We start from the raw sequence: 15,948 nt of genomic DNA, 5'->3' as shown, positions 1-15,948 counted from the left end.
GCCGGCGCCGACAACAATTACCACGCTCGAGGGGAGCACCGAATGTCTTCATTGAAGTACGGATTTGCCGAGTTGCAGGCGCTGGCGAGCGACATCAAGTCGAACGAGGCGAAGCTGCGCGAGACGCATGACGAGCTCCGGGGCTACGTCAACGGGCTCGTCGCGCAGTGGGAGAGCGGTGCGCGGGAGAACTACCAAGCTGTGCAGGCGAAGTGGGACAGCTCCCACGAGGATCTGCTCCAGGTTCTGCAGACGATCTCGAAGGTCGTCCAGGACGGCGCCGTCGACATGCAGACTGCGGAAGACCGGAACGCCACGGCGTGGCTCTGATCTTCGCGTGACACGTCGAGTGCCCCAGCAATCCACGGTTGCTGGGGCACTGTCGTCTCCGACGGTGGAGCGAGTGGATCAATCGGCGGGCGGTATCAGCCGGCTGAGGACGACGCTGCTCTTGGTCTGAAGGACGGCCGGCTCCGACCGCAGATTCTCCAGCGTGCGTTCGAGGTGTGCCGTGTCGGTGGTGCGGACGCGGAGGAGGGCGTTGGCATCGCCGGTGACGGTGTACGCCTCCTGAACCTCGGCGTGGCGGGACACGATCCGTGCGATCTCGACGGCCGAGGTGCGACCGCTGCAGTACAACTCGACGAACACCTCGACGCCGTGGCCGAGAGCACGCGGATCGAGCGCCGCATGGAATCCGGTGATCACCCCGGACTCGACCAGTCGATCGACCCGACGCTTCACGGCGGGTGCGGACAGGCCGACCTCGGCGCCGATGGTGGCGAAGCTGGACCGTGCGTTGCGCTCCAGCCGCGCAACGATCTGCCGATCGAGCCCGTCCAGACGCAACGAATCATCCATGTGATGGAACGCTAGCGCATTGATCAGGCCTTTTGGTGGGTGGATACTGATTTCACCGACACCGATCGAGGGGGAGTGGAGATGGCGCCCACTGCTGGTATCGAGTCCGAGAACCCGTACGAGGAGACGACGGAGGTGCCGGGCGCCGCCGCCCGCGTCCCGCGGCATGCTCACTCGCGGAGCTACCTGATGTGCCCGCCCACGTATTTCGACGTCGTCTATGCCATCAACGACTGGATGCGGCCCGAGGAACCCGTGGACCGGGATCGTGCGATGTCGCAGTGGTCGGCGCTCGCGGACACCTACCGGCGACTCGGGCACGAGGTCCTCACGATCGACCCGGTTGAGGGACTTCCGGACATGGTGTTCGTCACCGACAGCGGACTCGTCGTCGACGGTGTCGCGCTCGGCGCCCGCTACCGCTCCGCCGAGCGGCGGGCCGAGGCCGAACACGTGTTCCGGTGGTTCTCGGACAACGGGCTGATCAGGCCCACCCTGCCGCGGTACGTCAACGAGGGGGAGGGCGACTTCCTCGTCGTCGGCGACGTGATCCTCGCCGGAACCGGATTTCGGTCCGACCCGCGGTCGCACGCCGAGGCCTCGGCGCACCTCGGCCGCCCGGTGATCACGTTGAACCTGGTGAATCCCCGCTACTACCACCTCAACACCGCCCTGGGTGTGCTCGACGACTCGACCATCGCCTACCTGCCCGCGGCGTTCTCGCCGGACAGTCGCGCTCTGCTCGAGCAGATGTATCCCGACGCGGTGATCGCGGCCGAGACGGACACCGACTGGCTCGGACTGAACCTGGTCAGCGACGGCGCCAATGTGGTGCTACCCGTCCAGGCTTCACACCTTGCCGACCAGTTGTCCGCCCGCGGGTACGAGCCCGTGCCGGTCGACTACTCGGAATTCCTCAAATCCGGTGGTGGAATCAAATGCAGCACTTTGGAGCTCCGCGGCTTCCGCAGGCTCCGGATCGCGGAAGATCAGGGGTGACCAGCAATGTCGGACGGTGTCGTTTCCGTGTCGGATGCCACGCGTGAGCAGCTGAGCAGGGCCGACGAACACAGCGCACACAACTACTCGCCGCTGCCGGTCGTGATCGAGTCGGGCGCGGGCTCGTGGGTGAAGGGAATCGACGGCGTCGACTACCTCGACGTCCTCGCCGGATACTCGGCGCTCAACTTCGGCCACGCACACCCCACCCTCGTCCGGGTGGCGAGCGAACAACTCGGCCGGCTCACCCTGACCAGCCGCGCCTTCCAGCACGATCGGTTCGCGTCCTTCTGCGAGGACCTGAGCCGGCTGTGCCGGAAAGAAGCCGTGCTGCCGATGAACACGGGCGCCGAAGCCGTGGAGACCGCGCTGAAACTGGCCCGCAAATGGGGTTACGACGTCAAGGGAGTGCCACCGGGACGTGCCGAGGTGATCACGTGTGCCGGGAACTTCCACGGCCGCACCATCTCGATCGTCGGGTTCTCGTCCGATCCGGACGCGTACACCGGATTCGGTCCGTTCCCGCCGGGCTTCGCGTCCGTCGAATACGGGAACGCGGACGCGTTCGAGGCCGCGATCACCGAGAACACCGTGGCGGTGCTCCTCGAACCGATCCAGGGGGAGGCCGGAGTGCTGGTGCCACCGCCCGGCTACCTCACGGCGGTCCGGGACATCTGCACCCGTCGCGGGATCCTGATGATCGCCGACGAGATCCAGAGCGGGCTCGGGCGGACCGGCGACACGTTCGCGTGCGACCACGAGAACGTGACCCCCGACGTGTACGTCCTGGGCAAGGCGCTCGGGGGTGGCTTGATGCCGGTCTCCGCCGTCGTCGCCGACTGGCCGGTGATGGCGGTGATCGGCCCCGGACAGCACGGGAGCACGTTCGGGGGCAACCCCCTCGCCTGCGCGGTCGGGAGCGCGGTCGTCGACCTGCTCGAGACCGGCGAATATCAGCAGCGAAGCCGTGAGCTGGGCGCCTACCTGCACAGCATGTTGTCGCAACTGCCCCCCGACCACGTGTCGGAGGTGCGTGGGCGCGGACTGTGGGCCGGTGTGCAGCTGGCCGACGGTATGCCGTCCGCGCGAACGATCTGTGAAAGACTCCTGGCGCGCAGGGTCCTCGCGAAGGACGCGCACGAAGGAACGATCCGCATCGCCCCGCCGCTGGTGATCGAACGGGACGAGCTGACCTGGGCGGTCGAACAGTTCGCCGATGCGCTCGCCGAGTGAGTTTTGACCCTGGGCCTCACCGACCGGTATTGTTCTCCGTTGGCGTGCCGTGCGCCGCTGCGTCCTCGTGTCGCAGTGGCTGGCGGTTCTCGGGTCTCAACTGGCCGCCGAGAATCGCTCGACGATACGCAATGGCCAGCAGCGGATTGAACAAGACGAGGAAGTTCTGTGTCTACGTACACCCCGAAGGCCGGAGATGTGACCCGCACGTGGCACGTCATCGACGCCACTGACGTGGTGCTCGGCCGCCTTGCCGTCCAGGCAGCCAACTTGCTGCGCGGCAAGCACAAGCCCACCTTTGCACCGCACGTTGACGGCGGCGACTTCGTCGTCATCATCAACGCCGAGAAGGTTGCCATCAGCGGCAACAAGCGTGAGGGCAAGTTCCTCTACCACCACTCCGGACACCCCGGTGGTCTGAAGTCCCGCTCCGTCGGTGAGGTTCTCGACAAGAACCCCGACCGCCTCGTGGAGAAGGCCATCGTCGGCATGCTCCCCAAGAACAAGCTGGGTCGCGCCATCAGCAGCAAGCTGAAGGTCTACGCGGGCCCGAACCACCCCCACGCCGCGCAGCAGCCGGTGCCATTCGAGATCAAGCAGGTGGCCCAGTGACGGCGCCGGAGGAGCAGAACGTGTCCAACCCCGAAGAGATCACCGAGGCTGTCGAGGTCGCGGCGGACGAGTACGTGTCCGTCGAGGAGCCCGAGGTCGCCGAGGACATCGAGGCCGCTGCTGCGCCGCAGGCCCCGATCGTGATCGATCGCCCCATCCAGACCGTCGGTCGTCGTAAGGAAGCGGTTGTCCGCGTCCGACTGACCCCCGGTTCGGGCGACTTCAAGCTCAACGGCCGCACCATCGAGGACTACTTCCCGAACAAGGTGCACCAGCAGCTGATCAAGGCTCCGCTGGTCACGGTCGAGCGTGCCGAGTCCTTCGACATCGTGGCACTGCTGCACGGTGGCGGACCGTCCGGACAGGCCGGCGCACTGCGCCTCGCCATCGCCCGCGCGCTCATCGAGGTCACCCCCGAGGACCGTCCGGCTCTCAAGAGCGCCGGCTTCCTCACGCGTGACGCCCGCGCCGTCGAGCGCAAGAAGTACGGCCTGAAGAAGGCCCGCAAGGCATCTCAGTACTCGAAGCGCTGATGTGTCGCCGAAGCCGCCCTCCGGGGTCGGCTTCGGCACCTGTTCTTCCCGAGAGCAGGCGTCCATCGTTACCGGACGCCTGCTCTCGTGCTTTATCCGAGATGTAGTGGGTTTCCTAGGTGCGAGGGGTCTGGTCTATGGGTCGATTGTTCGGGACGGATGGGGTTCGTGGTCTCGCGAATACCGAGCTGACCGCCGAGTTGGCGTTGCAGGTGGCGTCCGCCGCCGCGACGGTGCTGGCGTCGCCGGGTTCGGGGGGACGCAAGACGGCCGTGGTCGGCCGTGACCCGAGAGCCAGCGGTGAAATGCTCGAGGCGGCGGTCGTCGCGGGCCTGACGTCTGCCGGCGTCGACGTTCTGAACGTCGGGGTGCTGCCGACACCCGCGGTGGCCTACCTGACCGCGGAGCTGGACGCAGCTCTCGGTGTCATGATCTCCGCCTCGCACAATCCCATGCCCGACAACGGCATCAAGATCTTCGCGGCCGGCGGGCACAAACTCGACGACGAGGTGGAAGACCGCATCGAGGCCGTCGCCGCCGGAACCACGACACGGCGGGCGCCGACCGGCGCGGGGATCGGACGTGTTCGCACGGTGCCCGACGCCGCGGAACGGTATCTGCAGCACCTGGCCACCGCGCTCCCGAACAGCCTCGACGGGCTGACCGTGGTGGTGGACTGTGCGCACGGCGCGGCATCGGGCGTCGCTCCCGCCGCCTACCGGGCCGCCGGCGCCACCGTCGTCGCGATCAACGCCGAACCCGACGGACTCAACATCAACGAGAACTGCGGGTCGACGCACCTCGAGAGCCTGCAGAAGGCAGTCGTGCAGCACGGTGCCGATCTGGGGCTCGCGCACGACGGCGATGCGGATCGATGCCTCGCCGTCGACGCCGCCGGTTCCCTCATCGACGGTGACGCCATCATGACCGTCCTCGCTCTGGGCATGCGCGATGCCGGTGAACTGGTGGACAACACCCTCGTCGCGACAGTCATGAGCAATCTCGGTTTGCACATCGCGATGCGCGAGGCCGGGATCTCACTGGTCACCACTGCTGTCGGTGATCGCTACGTCCTCGAAGGGCTCCGGTCCGGCGGCTTCAGCCTGGGCGGCGAACAGTCCGGACACGTCGTGTTCCCCGCTTTCGGCACCACCGGCGACGGAGTGCTGACGGGACTGCGGCTGATGGGCCGGATGGCGGAGACCGGACAGCCGATCGCGGACCTGGCGGCGGCGATGACGACACTCCCGCAGGTTCTGGTCAACGTGAGGGTCGCCGACAAGCGCGCCGTCGCCGCGTCTCCGGTCGTGCTGGACGCGGTCCTGGCAGCCGAGCGCAGCCTGGGCGACAACGGCAGGGTACTGCTGCGACCGTCGGGCACCGAACAACTCGTACGCGTGATGGTCGAGGCTTCGGACATCGAAGTGGCCAGGAAGCTCGCCGACGAACTGGCGGGCACTGTCGCCTCCGTGTGAGCGGACACAGCGCACCGATCGGCCGGGGGAACCGATCGGTGCGCTGTCGCGTCTAATGCAGTAGGTCGCGAAGAGAGGGTGGGGCAATGAGCGATGGGCTCGAGGTGGACGTCGCGGTGGTGACGGGCGCGGGCGCGAGACTGCTGCGGTCGGCGGAGGTCCTGAGACGGCAGGCCGCCGAGACCGCCCGGCTGGAATTCGGTGGGGCGCACGCGGGCCGCGACTACGCCGCGAAAGGTGACGCGGTGCATGACGCCCTCGGCATCGTCGGGGTCGCGCTCGGCCAGTGGGCCGCGGACGCGGAATCGTTCGGCCACGCGTTCCGGGCCGCCGCGGCGCGCTACTCGGGAACGGACGCGAACGTCACCGCCGACGTGAACGGGGTGCAGTGGTGACCACGGATCCGAGAACGCTGATCGACGACCCGAACCTGAGCCGCGAATACAAGGAGCAACTCCTCCAGGCCTGGGCCGCCTCCCGCGAGGAGGACGAGGCGTCGTGGCAGCCGTACTTCGACGAGTACGGGCTCGACAAGCGTGACCGGACTCCGTCCGCCGACCAGCGCTACGCCGCATTGTTGGAGCACGGCAGCGACGCCCAGACCGCGAACGCATCCCGGAACGCGCTGGGGGAGCACCTGCGCCCGAATTGTCTCAACGTTCCCGACGACATGCTCGATCTCGGCGCGCAGGGCCTCGAATTCTTCGAGTTGTTCCTCCCCGCGGCGAAAAAACTGGGATACGAGTCTCGCGAACTCACCGACTACTACGCGATGTTCGACGCCGAGCGGGGGATGCGATTGAACGTGCTCGCCCGCGACGTCGACACCCTCGGACGCAGTCTCGACACGGCCCGCACCGAACTCGACGAGAACGAGAGATGCGTCGCCGCAGTGCGAACCGGGTGGAGCGGAGTCGCCGCCGCGGCGGCGATCGACGCCGTCGACCGACAGAACATCCAGGCGGACGCCACCATTGGTCGGCTCCACGGACTCGCCGAAGTGCTGTTCGAGGCGAACCTCACGCTGAGCGCCGCGGTGACGAACAAGGCGTACAAGGTGGTGTCTCTGCACCAGCCGACGGTCGCGGGGTACAGCGCGGAACAGATCGACGTTCTCGCCCAGATCTACGCCGACGGCAAGGACGGCGACAACTCCGCCGCGAAGGACTGCATGGAAGACGCGTCCTACTGGTTCCCCGAACTCGCCGACGACGACTACCGGCACGTCAACGGCCTGTACAAGGACGGGGGCGCAGGTGCGCTCCGCCGACTCGACCGGGACGACGTGGTGCGGCGGGCCGCCGGAATCACCAAGGACTGGCTCGACGCGAACTTCCGCCACGTGTACGAGGAGAAGCAGCAAGAGTTCACCGCTGCGTGTGCGGACTGCGCCGAAGCGGTGCACGCCGCCTACGACGCCGTCATCGCCGAGGCGCGGTCGATCGAGGCGCAGCCCGGTTTTCGTCCCGAGGACACTCCCGATCCGGCACCCGCGCCGAGGGGGCCCGAGGTGCCACACGCCGACACCGTTCCCGCCGCTGCGCCGGCGCCCGCGCCTGCACCTGCAGCGCCGACGGCGCCCGCCGCGGCCCCTGCAACGGGCGGACCGGCGTACGTCCCGCCTCGATCCGGTGGTGGGGACGCGGCCACCAGTCCGATGGCGGCGGCGCCACCGACAACCGGACCTCCGATGGCCGCGGCCCCACCGACAACCGGACCGCCGGTGGTCGCGGCGCCACCGACGACTACTGCCCCGGGCCTCGGGAGCATTCCCGGCCCGGGTGACCTGGTGCGTCCGGGTCTCGCAGGAGGTCTGGCGGATCTCGGTTCGATCCTTCGCCCGTTGATCGAGGACACCGTCTCGGCCCTCACCCACAGGGACGACGAGGAACGGAACACCGAGGACCTCGGCGACGACCACGCCGATACGCGGGAGGACGATGGCGAGCCGGCCGACGGCATCCCACACGACACGAGCCTCGAACTGAACCTCGACGGACAGTCGTGGACGCTCGCCGTCGATGCCGACGGTCAGGGGATTCATCTCGAGATGAGCGACGGACAGGGCGGGACGGCCAGGTTCGGAGTCGAGATCGGCCCCAACGGTCTGCCGCAGATCACAGCGGAAACCGCTGCCGGGGACGGAGACTCCGGCGACGCCGGCTGCGCACCCGCCGCGCCGACCCCGGAATCGCAGGTCAGCGCTGGTGCCGAGGACGCCCCGGACGCGACAGCCGAGGAAGAGCCGACGCCCGGTGGGGCTGCCTCGGACAACGTCCCGGCCCACGAGAACACACCGGCCCTTGCGCCGGCCGGAGACGCCGCAGCCGTCCCGCAACCACAGGTGGTGTCAGTGCAGCAGGAGCCGGCTCCCGAGACACCCGTCGAGGTCCCGCCGCTACAGGAGCCGCGGTCCGCACCCGAACTGGCGACAGGTCCCGTGGCCGGATTCGACAGCGGCGCCGAGTTGGCCGAGGCCGGGCCGCTGTGAGCCACCGAGCCGCACGGTTGCGTGCACAACGGGCACAGATGCGAGCCGACCTGGAAATGTTCCGGGAGCGGATCGACGAACGCAAAGCCAGAGACGAGGAAGCCGCGGCGAACCGGTCCGGCCGCGGCCGGACCGAATCTGCAGCGGCACCGCCTGCGGCTGCGCAACCGAGAACACTCGACGACGACGAGTTCTATCGGCCGCGCAGCTGGCTGGTGTGACCGGAGAGACGTCAGATGTGCGGGAGCACGCCCTCGAAGCCGGCGTCGGTGTGCTCCTCGTGCGGATCGACGAGCGTGGTGTGGGGAAGTTCGGCATCCTCCTTCGCGAACACCTCGTACTTCTTGTCCTCGGTGAGGTGATACAGCAGGAAGCCGGTGAGCAGCGCGCGCGTGATCTGCTGGGTCTTCCGCTCGGAACCGCCGATGCCGAGTGCACCCAGGAGGCGGCGTCCTTCGGTGAGCCCCGACTCCTTCGCCCCGTTGACGGCGCGCAGGACGTGTTCCCCGCCCCATGCCTCGGCCAGCGCCTTGGCGTTGCTGTTCATGGTGTCGATGTCGGCACCGGCCACGATCAGACCCGGCGCTGTGATCTTGGACGCATACTTCTCGGCCTTCGGTGCGGTCGGCGCCGGGAACAGGGCGGCGACCGCCGACACGTCCCGCTGCGCGGCGGCCAGCACTGCCACACCCGCACCCATCCCGTGTCCTGCGAACGCGACGCGGTCGGGCTGCACGCTGATCTGGCCGGGACCGAGTCGCACGCCCACACAGATGTCGAGGGTGGCCCGGAGGTCGGTGGCGAGGCCCAGGTGAGAGGGCACGGGACCCCGCTCGCTGTTGGGGGCTGCCACGACGATTCCCCACGAAGCCAGATGCTCGAGCGTCTTCCGGTAGTGGTCGGCACCTGCCATCCAGCTGTGCGCGAACGCGACGGCGGGCAGGTTGAAGCCTGATTCGGGCGTGTATACGACGCCCGGCTGTCCGGCGAGTGCGAGGTCACCCCGCAGCACGCGGTGCGGTCCTCGCTTGGATAGTTCACGGGCCAGGGTCTTCGGTTTCGGCGCCACGGGGAGAACGTTATCCGATTCGCGGGCCGGCGAGAGAGCCGATGCGGCACACACTCCGACTTCGCCGCGTCGCCCGGTCCAAGTACCCTGATGAACCATGTGCGGAATCGTGGGATACGTCGGCCACCGGCAGGCTCTGACTGTTGTGGTGGAGGCCTTGCGGCGAATGGAATACCGCGGATACGACTCTGCCGGCATCGCCGTGCTCGACGGAGACGGCGGCATGGCGGTCGAGCGGAAGGCGGGTCGTCTCGCGAATCTCGAGGCCGAACTCGACGAGGTCGGGGCCGAGCACTTCACCGGGAGCACCGGGATCGGTCACACACGGTGGGCCACGCACGGCAGGCCGACCGACCGCAACGCGCACCCGCATCGTGACGCGGGCAACACGGTTGCCGTCGTGCACAACGGCATCATCGAGAACTTCGCCCCGCTGCGGGCCGAACTCGAGCACGACGGAGTCGACTTCGCCAGCGACACCGACACCGAGGTCGCGGTGCACCTCGTCGCCCGCGCCTACGCCTCGGGCGAGACGGCCGGTGACTTCGTCGCGAGCGCGCTGAGCGTGCTGCGCAGGCTCGAGGGCGCGTTCACGCTCGTCTTCACGCACTCGGACCACCCGGACACCATCGTCGCGGCGCGCCGCTCGACGCCCCTCGTCATCGGTGTCGGCGAGGGAGAGACGTTCCTCGGGTCCGATGTCGCGGCGTTCATCGAGCACACCCGTGACGCGGTCGAGCTGGGGCAGGACCAGGTCGTGGTGATCACCGCGGACGGGTACTCGATTCTGAACTTCGACGGATCCGAGGCGCAGGGCCGCCCGTTCCGCATCGACTGGGATCTCGCCGCCGCCGAGAAGGGCGGCCACGACTACTTCATGCTCAAGGAGATCGAGGAGCAGCCGGCCGCCGTCGCGGACACCCTGCTCGGTCACTTCCAGGACGGGAAGATCGTTCTCGACGAGCAGCGACTGTCGGATCAGGAGCTGCGCGACGTCGACAAGGTCTTCGTCGTCGCCTGCGGCAGCGCCTACCACTCGGGGCTGCTCGCGAAGTACGCCATCGAGCACTGGACCCGCCTGCCCGTGGAGGTCGAGCTCGCCAGCGAATTCCGCTACCGCGACCCGGTTCTCGACCGGTCGACGCTGGTCGTGGCCATCTCGCAGTCCGGTGAGACGGCCGACACCCTCGAGGCCGTGCGCCACGCCAAGGACCAGAAGGCGCGGGTCCTGGCGGTGTGCAACACGAACGGCGCCCAGATTCCGCGCGAGGCCGACGCCGTCCTCTACACCCGGGCAGGTCCGGAGATCGGTGTCGCGTCGACCAAGGCGTTCCTCGCGCAGGTCACGGCGAACTATCTGGTCGGCCTGGCCCTCGCCCAGGCCCGCGGCACCAAGTACCCGGACGAGGTCGCACGCGAGTATGCCGACCTCGAGGCGATGCCCAACCTGGTGAGCCGGGTGCTCGAGACGGTCGAGCCGGTGCGGGCGCTGGCGCGGGAGCTGGCGTCGTCGTCGACGGTGCTGTTCCTGGGCCGCCACGTGGGCTACCCCGTGGCGCTCGAGGGTGCGCTCAAGCTCAAGGAGCTGGCGTACATGCACGCCGAGGGCTTCGCGGCCGGCGAGCTCAAGCACGGGCCGATCGCGCTGATCGAGGACGGGCTGCCGGTGATCATCGTGATGCCGTCCCCGAAGGGGCGCGCGGTGCTGCACTCGAAGCTGCTGAGCAACATCCGGGAGATCCAGGCCCGCGGGGCGCGGACCGTCGTGATCGCGGAGGAGGGCGACGAGGCCGTGCGCCCGTTCGCCGACCACCTGATCGAGATCCCGGCGGCACCGACGCTGCTGCAGCCGCTGCTGTCGACGGTGCCGTTGCAGGTGTTCGCGGCGGAGGTCGCGCAGACACGGGGCTACGACGTCGACAAGCCGCGTAACCTCGCCAAGTCCGTCACCGTCGAATAGCGGCGACCGTAGGGGCGTGGCAGGGCCGCGCCCCTACGGGGTGACCACGACGGTGCCCGTCATCTCGGGGTGCAGCGAACACGTGTATTCGTAGGTCCCCGGTTCGGTGAACGTGTACGTAAGGGTGCCGGTCTGCATCAACCGGCTCCGCAGCACACTCTTCGCGGCGCCGACACCCACCACGTCGTGGGTGACACCCCGGTCGTCGAAATTCCAGGTGACGGTGTCTCCTGCCGTGACGGTGAGTGTCGCCGGCGCATACGCCATGTTCGCGACCTGCACGACGGGTCCGGTCGGCGCCTCGGGCGCCGCGCTGTCCGGCGAACCGCATCCGGACACGACGCCCGCCATCGAAATGCTTGCGGCGAGAGCCACTCCGGCGATCCACGAGCTTCCACGTCCACGCATGACGTCGAGCGTAGTCTGACCCGGTACCGACCCTTCTCGACGAGGAGTTCCCATGCGGGGCTACTACACCGCTGACGAGGTTCGAGCCGCGGAGGCGCCGTTGCTGGCGTCTCTTCCCGACGGCGCGCTGATGCGACGCGCAGCGCATGGGCTCGCCACGGTGGTGGCGGCGGAGCTGCGGGCGCGGACCGGGGGCGTCGCCGGTCGAACGATCACGGTGCTGGTGGGGTCCGGGGACAACGGCGGGGACGCGCTGTGGGCGGCGTCGATGCTGCGCAAGCGCGGTGCCGCGGCCACCGCGGTGCTGCTGAAACCGGAGAAGGCGCACGCGGCCGGGCTGGCGGCGTTCACCGCGGCCGGCGGCCGGGTGGCCGCCCCGTCGGACGAGCTGGGCCTGCCCGATCTGGTGATCGACGGAATCGTCGGAATCTCCGGCAGGGGGCCGCTGCGACCCGATGCTGCGGCGCTGGTCGACCGGATCGAGGCTGCTCCGATCGTGTCGGCGGACCTGCCGAGCGGTGTGGACCCGGATACGGGAGCGGTCGACGGCCCCGCCGTGAGCGCCGCCGTCACCGTCGCATTCGGCGCCCTCAAACCGGTCCACGCGCTCGGTGCGGCGCACTGCGGCCGGGTCGAGCTCGTGGACATCGGACTGTCGCTCGGCGCTGCCGGGATCACTGCCCTCGACGCCGCCGACGTGGGTGCCGCGTGGCCGGTGCCGGGGGCCGGCGACGACAAGTACTCGCAGGGCGTGGTGGGGGTGGTCGCGGGCAGCGACGGCTACCCGGGCGCCGGTGTGCTGTGCACGGGCGCCGCGGTCACGGCCACGTCGGGGCTCGTCCGCTACGCCGGGCCGTGCACGAACGAAGTGCTCGCGCACTCGCCGGAGGTGATCGCGACCGCCGATCTCGCGAAGGCGGGACGCGTCCAGTCGTGGGTGGTCGGGCCGGGCATGGGAACCGACGACGCCGCCCGTCGCACGCTGCGGACGGTGCTCGAGTCCGACGTGCCCGTGCTCGTCGACGCGGACGGTCTGACCCTGCTCGCCGAGGACCCGGACCTGGTGCGTTCGCGGACCGCAGCGACACTGCTGACCCCGCACGCCGGGGAGTTCGCCCGGCTGACGGGGACGGATCCGGGTCCGGACCGGGTGGCGTCGGCACGCGCTCTCGCGGCCGACTGGAATGTTCACCTGCTGCTCAAGGGGCGTGCCACCGTGATCGCGGAACCCGGGGGCCGGATCTTCGTCAACGAGGCGGGCGGATCGTGGTCCGCCACCGCGGGTGCGGGGGACGTGCTCGCCGGGATCATCGGCTCGCTCATGGCGGCGGGCATCACCCCGGAGCGGGCCGCCGCGGTGGGTGCGCGAGCTCACTCGCTGGCCGCGAACCTGGCTGCCCGTGGCGGTGGCGCGGACCTCTCCGCAGGGCGCGGAACAGCACCGATCTCCGCCGGGACGCTGCTCGCACACCTCAGGGAGTCGATCAGAGTCCTCCGTGCGGGGGTGTCACCCGGAGAAATGCCGGCCTCCTCGTGAATGGCAGGATCGAACATATGACGCTTGCTGAAGCAGTACCGGCCGACGACCACGGACACAGCGAACCCGCAGCGCCCGCACAGGCCGCGCCGGCACCGCAGGCCGAGGCCGTGGTCGATCTGGACGCGATTGCCCACAACGTCCGCGTCCTGCGCGACAACGCCCGGGACGCGGCGATGATGGCCGTCGTGAAGGCGGACGGCTACAACCACGGCGCGGTGCCCGTGGCACGCGCAGCGCTGGCCGCCGGAGCGTCGGAACTGGGCGTGACGACGGTGGCGGAGGCGCTGACTCTGCGCCGCGCGGGCATCGACGCACCCGTCCTCGCGTGGCTGCACACCGTCGACGCCGATTTCGCCCCCGCGATCGCGGCCGGTGTCGAACTCGGCGTGTCCTCGCCCCGCCACCTCGCCGCGGTGGTCGCTGCCGCCCGGAGCGTCGGCACCCCGGCGATCGTCACGATCAAGGTCGACACCGGACTGAACCGCAACGGGGTGGCACCCGACGAGCTGGCGCAGGTCCTCGTCGATCTGGCGCGCGCACAGGCCGAGGGCTCGGTGCGGCTGCGCGGCATCTTCTCGCATCTCGCCCACGCCGACGAGCCGCACCACGCCTGGATCGATTCCCAGCGCGACCGACTGGTCAGCGCGATCGCGGATGCCAAGCGTCAGGGACTGGTCCCCGAAGTGGTGCACCTGTCCAATTCCGCGGCCACCCTGACCCGTCCCGACCTGCGGTTTGACATGGTTCGCCCGGGAATCGCGATATATGGGTTGTCGCCTGTACCCGAACTCGGTCAGTTCGGGTTGCGCCCGGCGATGACACTGCGATCGAGGGTGGCTCTGGTGAAGAAGGTGGCGGCAGGTGAAGGCGTGTCCTACGGGCACCAGTGGGTGGCCCCACGGGATACGACGGTGGCGCTGCTGCCGTTCGGGTACGCCGACGGGCTCCCGCGCTCGCTCAGTGGCCGTTTCGAGGTCCAGCTGGGCGCGGAACGACGGCCGGGGATCGGGCGGGTGTGCATGGACCAGGTGGTCGTGGATCTCGGGCCGGACGGCGGGGGAGTCCGGGAGGGGGACACCGCGGTGTTCTTCGGCAACGGAGACCTCGGCGAGCCCATCGCGCAGGCGTGGGCCGACGAACTCGACACCATCCACTACGAGGTGGTGACGGGGGTACGCGGACGCACGGTGCGCAGTTACGTCGGCGGAACGGGTACGTAGGACATGGGTGTGTCGAAGCGTCTGGGGCTCGTCGGCGGCGTGCTGAGCGCGCTGGCGCTCGGTTCGGTCGCCGGGGCCAACGCGCTGCGCAGCGCGACCCGGCCGGGCCGCGAGATCTATCGTGACGAGGACTTCACGCTGATGTCGCGGGACCGGCGCAGCGTCGTGGTCACCGAGGACGGCGTCGCGCTCGCGGTCCGCGAGGTCGGTCCCGAGGACGCGCCCGTGACGGCGGTGTTCGTGCACGGCTACTGCCTGGACATGACGTCGTGGCATTTCCAGCGCCGCCAGCTCGCCGAGCGGTGGGGCGACGACGTGCGGATGGTGTTCTACGACCAACGCGGGCACGGCGATTCGGGTGTGCCGTCCACGGCGAGCTGCACCATCGCTCAGCTGGGCGCCGATCTCGCGACCGTGATCGCAGCGAAGGCCCCCACCGGACCGGTTGTGCTCGTGGGGCATTCGATGGGCGGGATGACGGTGCTCGCCTTCGCCGGGCAGCGACCCGAACTGGTGGCGTCGCGGGTGGTCGGTGTGGGCCTGGTTGCCACGGCCGCTGCGGGTCTCAGCGAGACCGGATTGACGCGGAACCTGCAGAACCCGGTCATCGACGGCTTCCGGCTGGCCGTCCGGACGTCGCCCGAACTCGTCCAGCACGCGCGCGGCGCGGCCCGCGTGCTGATCACCCCGATCCTGCGGGCAGCGTCGTACGGCACGGATGTGAGCCCGCGGCTGCACAGGTTCTCCGACTCCATGCTGGACCGGACGTCGGTGGTCACCGTCGTGAACTTTCTGCGCACACTCGAATTGCACGACGAGTCCGCCTCACTCGAGGCGATCGAGCACATCCCGTCCGTCGTGGTGTGCGGCGACAGCGACATGATCATCCCGTTCGGCAGTTCCCGGAAACTGGCGGCGGACCTTCCGGAGTCCGAACTGGTGCGGGTGCGCGGTGCCGGCCATCTGGTGCAGCTCGAGTTCCCGTCCGTGGTATCGGACGCCGTCGACCGGGTGCTGCATCGTGGCCTGGCGACGTACGAATCGCGTGAGCAGTCCGATGTCGGCTGAAGAGGGAGTGTTGCCCGTGAGCGGGACCGTGGTGTTGCCGACGGCGGAGGACACCGAGCAGTTCGGGCGGGACCTCGCCCGGGGACTCGTCGCCGGTGATCTCGTGGTCCTCGACGGACCCCTCGGTGCGGGGAAGACCGCACTGACGAAGGGAATCGGAGCCGGGCTCGGCGTGCAGGGGCGAGTGACTTCGCCCACATTCGTGATCGCGCGGGAGCACCGGGCGGGCACGCGACCCGACGGGGGCGCGCCGGTCGGAATGGTGCACGTGGACGCGTACCGACTGGGCGGTAGCGGCCCGCACGCGCTGGACGAACTCGACGCGCTCGACCTCGACACCGACCTGGCTGCAGCGGTTGTCGTCGTCGAATGGGGCGCGGGCATTGCCGAGCAGCTGGCCGATCGTCACCTGCGGGTACGCCTGCGCCGCGAACCGGAGACGGACGTCCGCACCGCCCACTGGGAGTGGATTTCCTGAC

General features: G+C 69.2%; 17 protein-coding genes. 14 read left to right on the top strand and 3 right to left on the bottom strand.

Translation table 11 applies throughout. The features are described from left to right. Nucleotides 1-42 precede the first annotated feature (42 nt). Nucleotides 43-330, top strand: coding sequence for a WXG100 family type VII secretion target (locus HGB39_RS14165; protein ID WP_005253873.1), 288 nt, complete (start codon nucleotides 43-45; stop codon nucleotides 328-330). 78 nt (nucleotides 331-408) lie between these two features. On the opposite strand, the gene HGB39_RS14160 is transcribed toward HGB39_RS14165, so the two are convergent. Further along, nucleotides 409-861, bottom strand: coding sequence for an Lrp/AsnC family transcriptional regulator (locus tag HGB39_RS14160; RefSeq protein WP_005560697.1), 453 nt, complete (start codon nucleotides 859-861; stop codon nucleotides 409-411). 81 nt (nucleotides 862-942) lie between these two features. Between HGB39_RS14160 and ddaH the strand changes: the two genes are divergently transcribed. The 8 genes from ddaH to HGB39_RS14120 all read left to right on the top strand — a co-directional run bounded on the left by ddaH (nucleotide 943) and on the right by HGB39_RS14120 (nucleotide 8,425). Next, nucleotides 943-1,860, top strand: coding sequence for a dimethylargininase (gene ddaH, locus HGB39_RS38645; RefSeq protein WP_081276425.1), 918 nt, complete (start codon nucleotides 943-945; stop codon nucleotides 1,858-1,860). 6 nt (nucleotides 1,861-1,866) lie between these two features. Beyond that, nucleotides 1,867-3,093 (top strand): ornithine--oxo-acid transaminase, encoded by a 1,227-nt coding sequence (gene rocD, locus HGB39_RS38640; RefSeq protein WP_005560695.1) that lies wholly within the window; start codon nucleotides 1,867-1,869, stop codon nucleotides 3,091-3,093. A 168-nt stretch (nucleotides 3,094-3,261) separates the two neighbouring features. Continuing rightward, complete coding sequence (gene rplM / locus HGB39_RS14145; protein WP_005239728.1) at nucleotides 3,262-3,705, top strand: 50S ribosomal protein L13; 444 nt, start codon at nucleotides 3,262-3,264, stop codon at nucleotides 3,703-3,705. Continuing rightward, nucleotides 3,702-4,238 carry a 30S ribosomal protein S9 gene (gene rpsI / locus HGB39_RS38635; RefSeq protein ID WP_005239729.1) on the top strand — a complete coding sequence of 179 codons (537 nt, stop codon included), beginning with the start codon at nucleotides 3,702-3,704 and terminating at the stop codon, nucleotides 4,236-4,238. The genes rplM and rpsI overlap by 4 nt, the downstream gene beginning before the upstream one ends. A 137-nt stretch (nucleotides 4,239-4,375) precedes the next feature. Continuing rightward, complete coding sequence (gene glmM / locus HGB39_RS14135) at nucleotides 4,376-5,713, top strand: phosphoglucosamine mutase (protein WP_005253877.1); 1,338 nt, start codon at nucleotides 4,376-4,378, stop codon at nucleotides 5,711-5,713. Nucleotides 5,714-5,799: 86 nt separating this feature from the next. Further along, nucleotides 5,800-6,108 (top strand): hypothetical protein, encoded by a 309-nt coding sequence (locus HGB39_RS14130; RefSeq protein ID WP_005560693.1) that lies wholly within the window; start codon nucleotides 5,800-5,802, stop codon nucleotides 6,106-6,108. Beyond that, the gene (locus tag HGB39_RS14125; RefSeq protein WP_248949542.1) at nucleotides 6,105-8,204 is read left to right on the top strand and encodes a hypothetical protein; all 2,100 of its coding nucleotides are present in this window, start codon (nucleotides 6,105-6,107) and stop codon (nucleotides 8,202-8,204) included. Before HGB39_RS14130 ends, HGB39_RS14125 begins: the two co-directional genes overlap by 4 nt. Before the next feature lie 38 nt (nucleotides 8,205-8,242). Beyond that, nucleotides 8,243-8,425, top strand: a complete 183-nt coding sequence (locus HGB39_RS14120) for a hypothetical protein (protein WP_005562362.1) — start codon at nucleotides 8,243-8,245, stop codon at nucleotides 8,423-8,425. Between the two features lie 11 nt (nucleotides 8,426-8,436). Here the strand turns inward: HGB39_RS14120 and HGB39_RS14115 are convergent, their stop codons facing one another. Continuing rightward, nucleotides 8,437-9,273, bottom strand: coding sequence for a dienelactone hydrolase family protein (locus HGB39_RS14115; protein WP_005562364.1), 837 nt, complete (start codon nucleotides 9,271-9,273; stop codon nucleotides 8,437-8,439). Nucleotides 9,274-9,370: 97 nt separating this feature from the next. Here HGB39_RS14115 and glmS point away from each other — a divergent pair, with 97 nt between their 5' ends. Next, nucleotides 9,371-11,233 (top strand): glutamine--fructose-6-phosphate transaminase (isomerizing), encoded by a 1,863-nt coding sequence (gene glmS / locus HGB39_RS14110; protein ID WP_005562366.1) that lies wholly within the window; start codon nucleotides 9,371-9,373, stop codon nucleotides 11,231-11,233. Between the two features lie 33 nt (nucleotides 11,234-11,266). On the opposite strand, the gene HGB39_RS14105 is transcribed toward glmS, so the two are convergent. Then, entirely contained in the window at nucleotides 11,267-11,641 is a 375-nt protein-coding gene (locus HGB39_RS14105; protein WP_064079814.1) for a cupredoxin domain-containing protein, read from the bottom strand. Between the two features lie 52 nt (nucleotides 11,642-11,693). Between HGB39_RS14105 and HGB39_RS14100 the strand changes: the two genes are divergently transcribed. From HGB39_RS14100 to tsaE, 4 genes are read left to right on the top strand one after another with little or no spacing between them, the layout of a single operon-like run. Next, the gene (locus HGB39_RS14100) at nucleotides 11,694-13,178 is read left to right on the top strand and encodes a bifunctional ADP-dependent NAD(P)H-hydrate dehydratase/NAD(P)H-hydrate epimerase (protein WP_064079813.1); all 1,485 of its coding nucleotides are present in this window, start codon (nucleotides 11,694-11,696) and stop codon (nucleotides 13,176-13,178) included. 17 nt (nucleotides 13,179-13,195) lie between these two features. After that, nucleotides 13,196-14,401, top strand: coding sequence for an alanine racemase (alr, locus tag HGB39_RS14095; RefSeq protein WP_005569289.1), 1,206 nt, complete (start codon nucleotides 13,196-13,198; stop codon nucleotides 14,399-14,401). Nucleotides 14,402-14,404: 3 nt separating this feature from the next. Continuing rightward, complete coding sequence (locus tag HGB39_RS14090; RefSeq protein ID WP_005569290.1) at nucleotides 14,405-15,469, top strand: alpha/beta fold hydrolase; 1,065 nt, start codon at nucleotides 14,405-14,407, stop codon at nucleotides 15,467-15,469. Then, nucleotides 15,459-15,947, top strand: a complete 489-nt coding sequence (tsaE, locus tag HGB39_RS14085) for a tRNA (adenosine(37)-N6)-threonylcarbamoyltransferase complex ATPase subunit type 1 TsaE (protein ID WP_005569292.1) — start codon at nucleotides 15,459-15,461, stop codon at nucleotides 15,945-15,947. Before HGB39_RS14090 ends, tsaE begins: the two co-directional genes overlap by 11 nt. Nucleotide 15,948 lies beyond the last annotated feature (1 nt).

This window comes from Rhodococcus opacus (assembly GCF_012396235.1).
Taxonomy (GTDB): domain Bacteria; phylum Actinomycetota; class Actinomycetes; order Mycobacteriales; family Mycobacteriaceae; genus Rhodococcus_F; species Rhodococcus_F opacus.
The sequence above is the reverse complement of the archived record's forward strand: the minus strand, read 5'-3'. Positions and strand labels throughout refer to the sequence as shown.

What these genes read in the sequence shown, in the direction of transcription:
- HGB39_RS14165 (WP_005253873.1), top strand. Translation starts at nt 43, where the DNA reads ATGTCTTCATTGAAGTACGGATTTGCCGAGTTGCAGGCGCTGGCGAGC.
- HGB39_RS14160 (WP_005560697.1), bottom strand. Translation starts at nt 861, where the DNA reads ATGGATGATTCGTTGCGTCTGGACGGGCTCGATCGGCAGATCGTTGCG.
- ddaH (WP_081276425.1), top strand. Translation starts at nt 943, where the DNA reads ATGGCGCCCACTGCTGGTATCGAGTCCGAGAACCCGTACGAGGAGACG.
- rocD (WP_005560695.1), top strand. Translation starts at nt 1,867, where the DNA reads ATGTCGGACGGTGTCGTTTCCGTGTCGGATGCCACGCGTGAGCAGCTG.
- glmM (WP_005253877.1), top strand. Translation starts at nt 4,376, where the DNA reads ATGGGTCGATTGTTCGGGACGGATGGGGTTCGTGGTCTCGCGAATACC.
- HGB39_RS14130 (WP_005560693.1), top strand. Translation starts at nt 5,800, where the DNA reads ATGAGCGATGGGCTCGAGGTGGACGTCGCGGTGGTGACGGGCGCGGGC.
- HGB39_RS14120 (WP_005562362.1), top strand. Translation starts at nt 8,243, where the DNA reads ATGCGAGCCGACCTGGAAATGTTCCGGGAGCGGATCGACGAACGCAAA.
- glmS (WP_005562366.1), top strand. Translation starts at nt 9,371, where the DNA reads ATGTGCGGAATCGTGGGATACGTCGGCCACCGGCAGGCTCTGACTGTT.
- HGB39_RS14105 (WP_064079814.1), bottom strand. Translation starts at nt 11,641, where the DNA reads ATGCGTGGACGTGGAAGCTCGTGGATCGCCGGAGTGGCTCTCGCCGCA.
- HGB39_RS14100 (WP_064079813.1), top strand. Translation starts at nt 11,694, where the DNA reads ATGCGGGGCTACTACACCGCTGACGAGGTTCGAGCCGCGGAGGCGCCG.
- alr (WP_005569289.1), top strand. Translation starts at nt 13,196, where the DNA reads ATGACGCTTGCTGAAGCAGTACCGGCCGACGACCACGGACACAGCGAA.
- HGB39_RS14090 (WP_005569290.1), top strand. Translation starts at nt 14,405, where the DNA reads ATGGGTGTGTCGAAGCGTCTGGGGCTCGTCGGCGGCGTGCTGAGCGCG.
- tsaE (WP_005569292.1), top strand. Translation starts at nt 15,459, where the DNA reads ATGTCGGCTGAAGAGGGAGTGTTGCCCGTGAGCGGGACCGTGGTGTTG.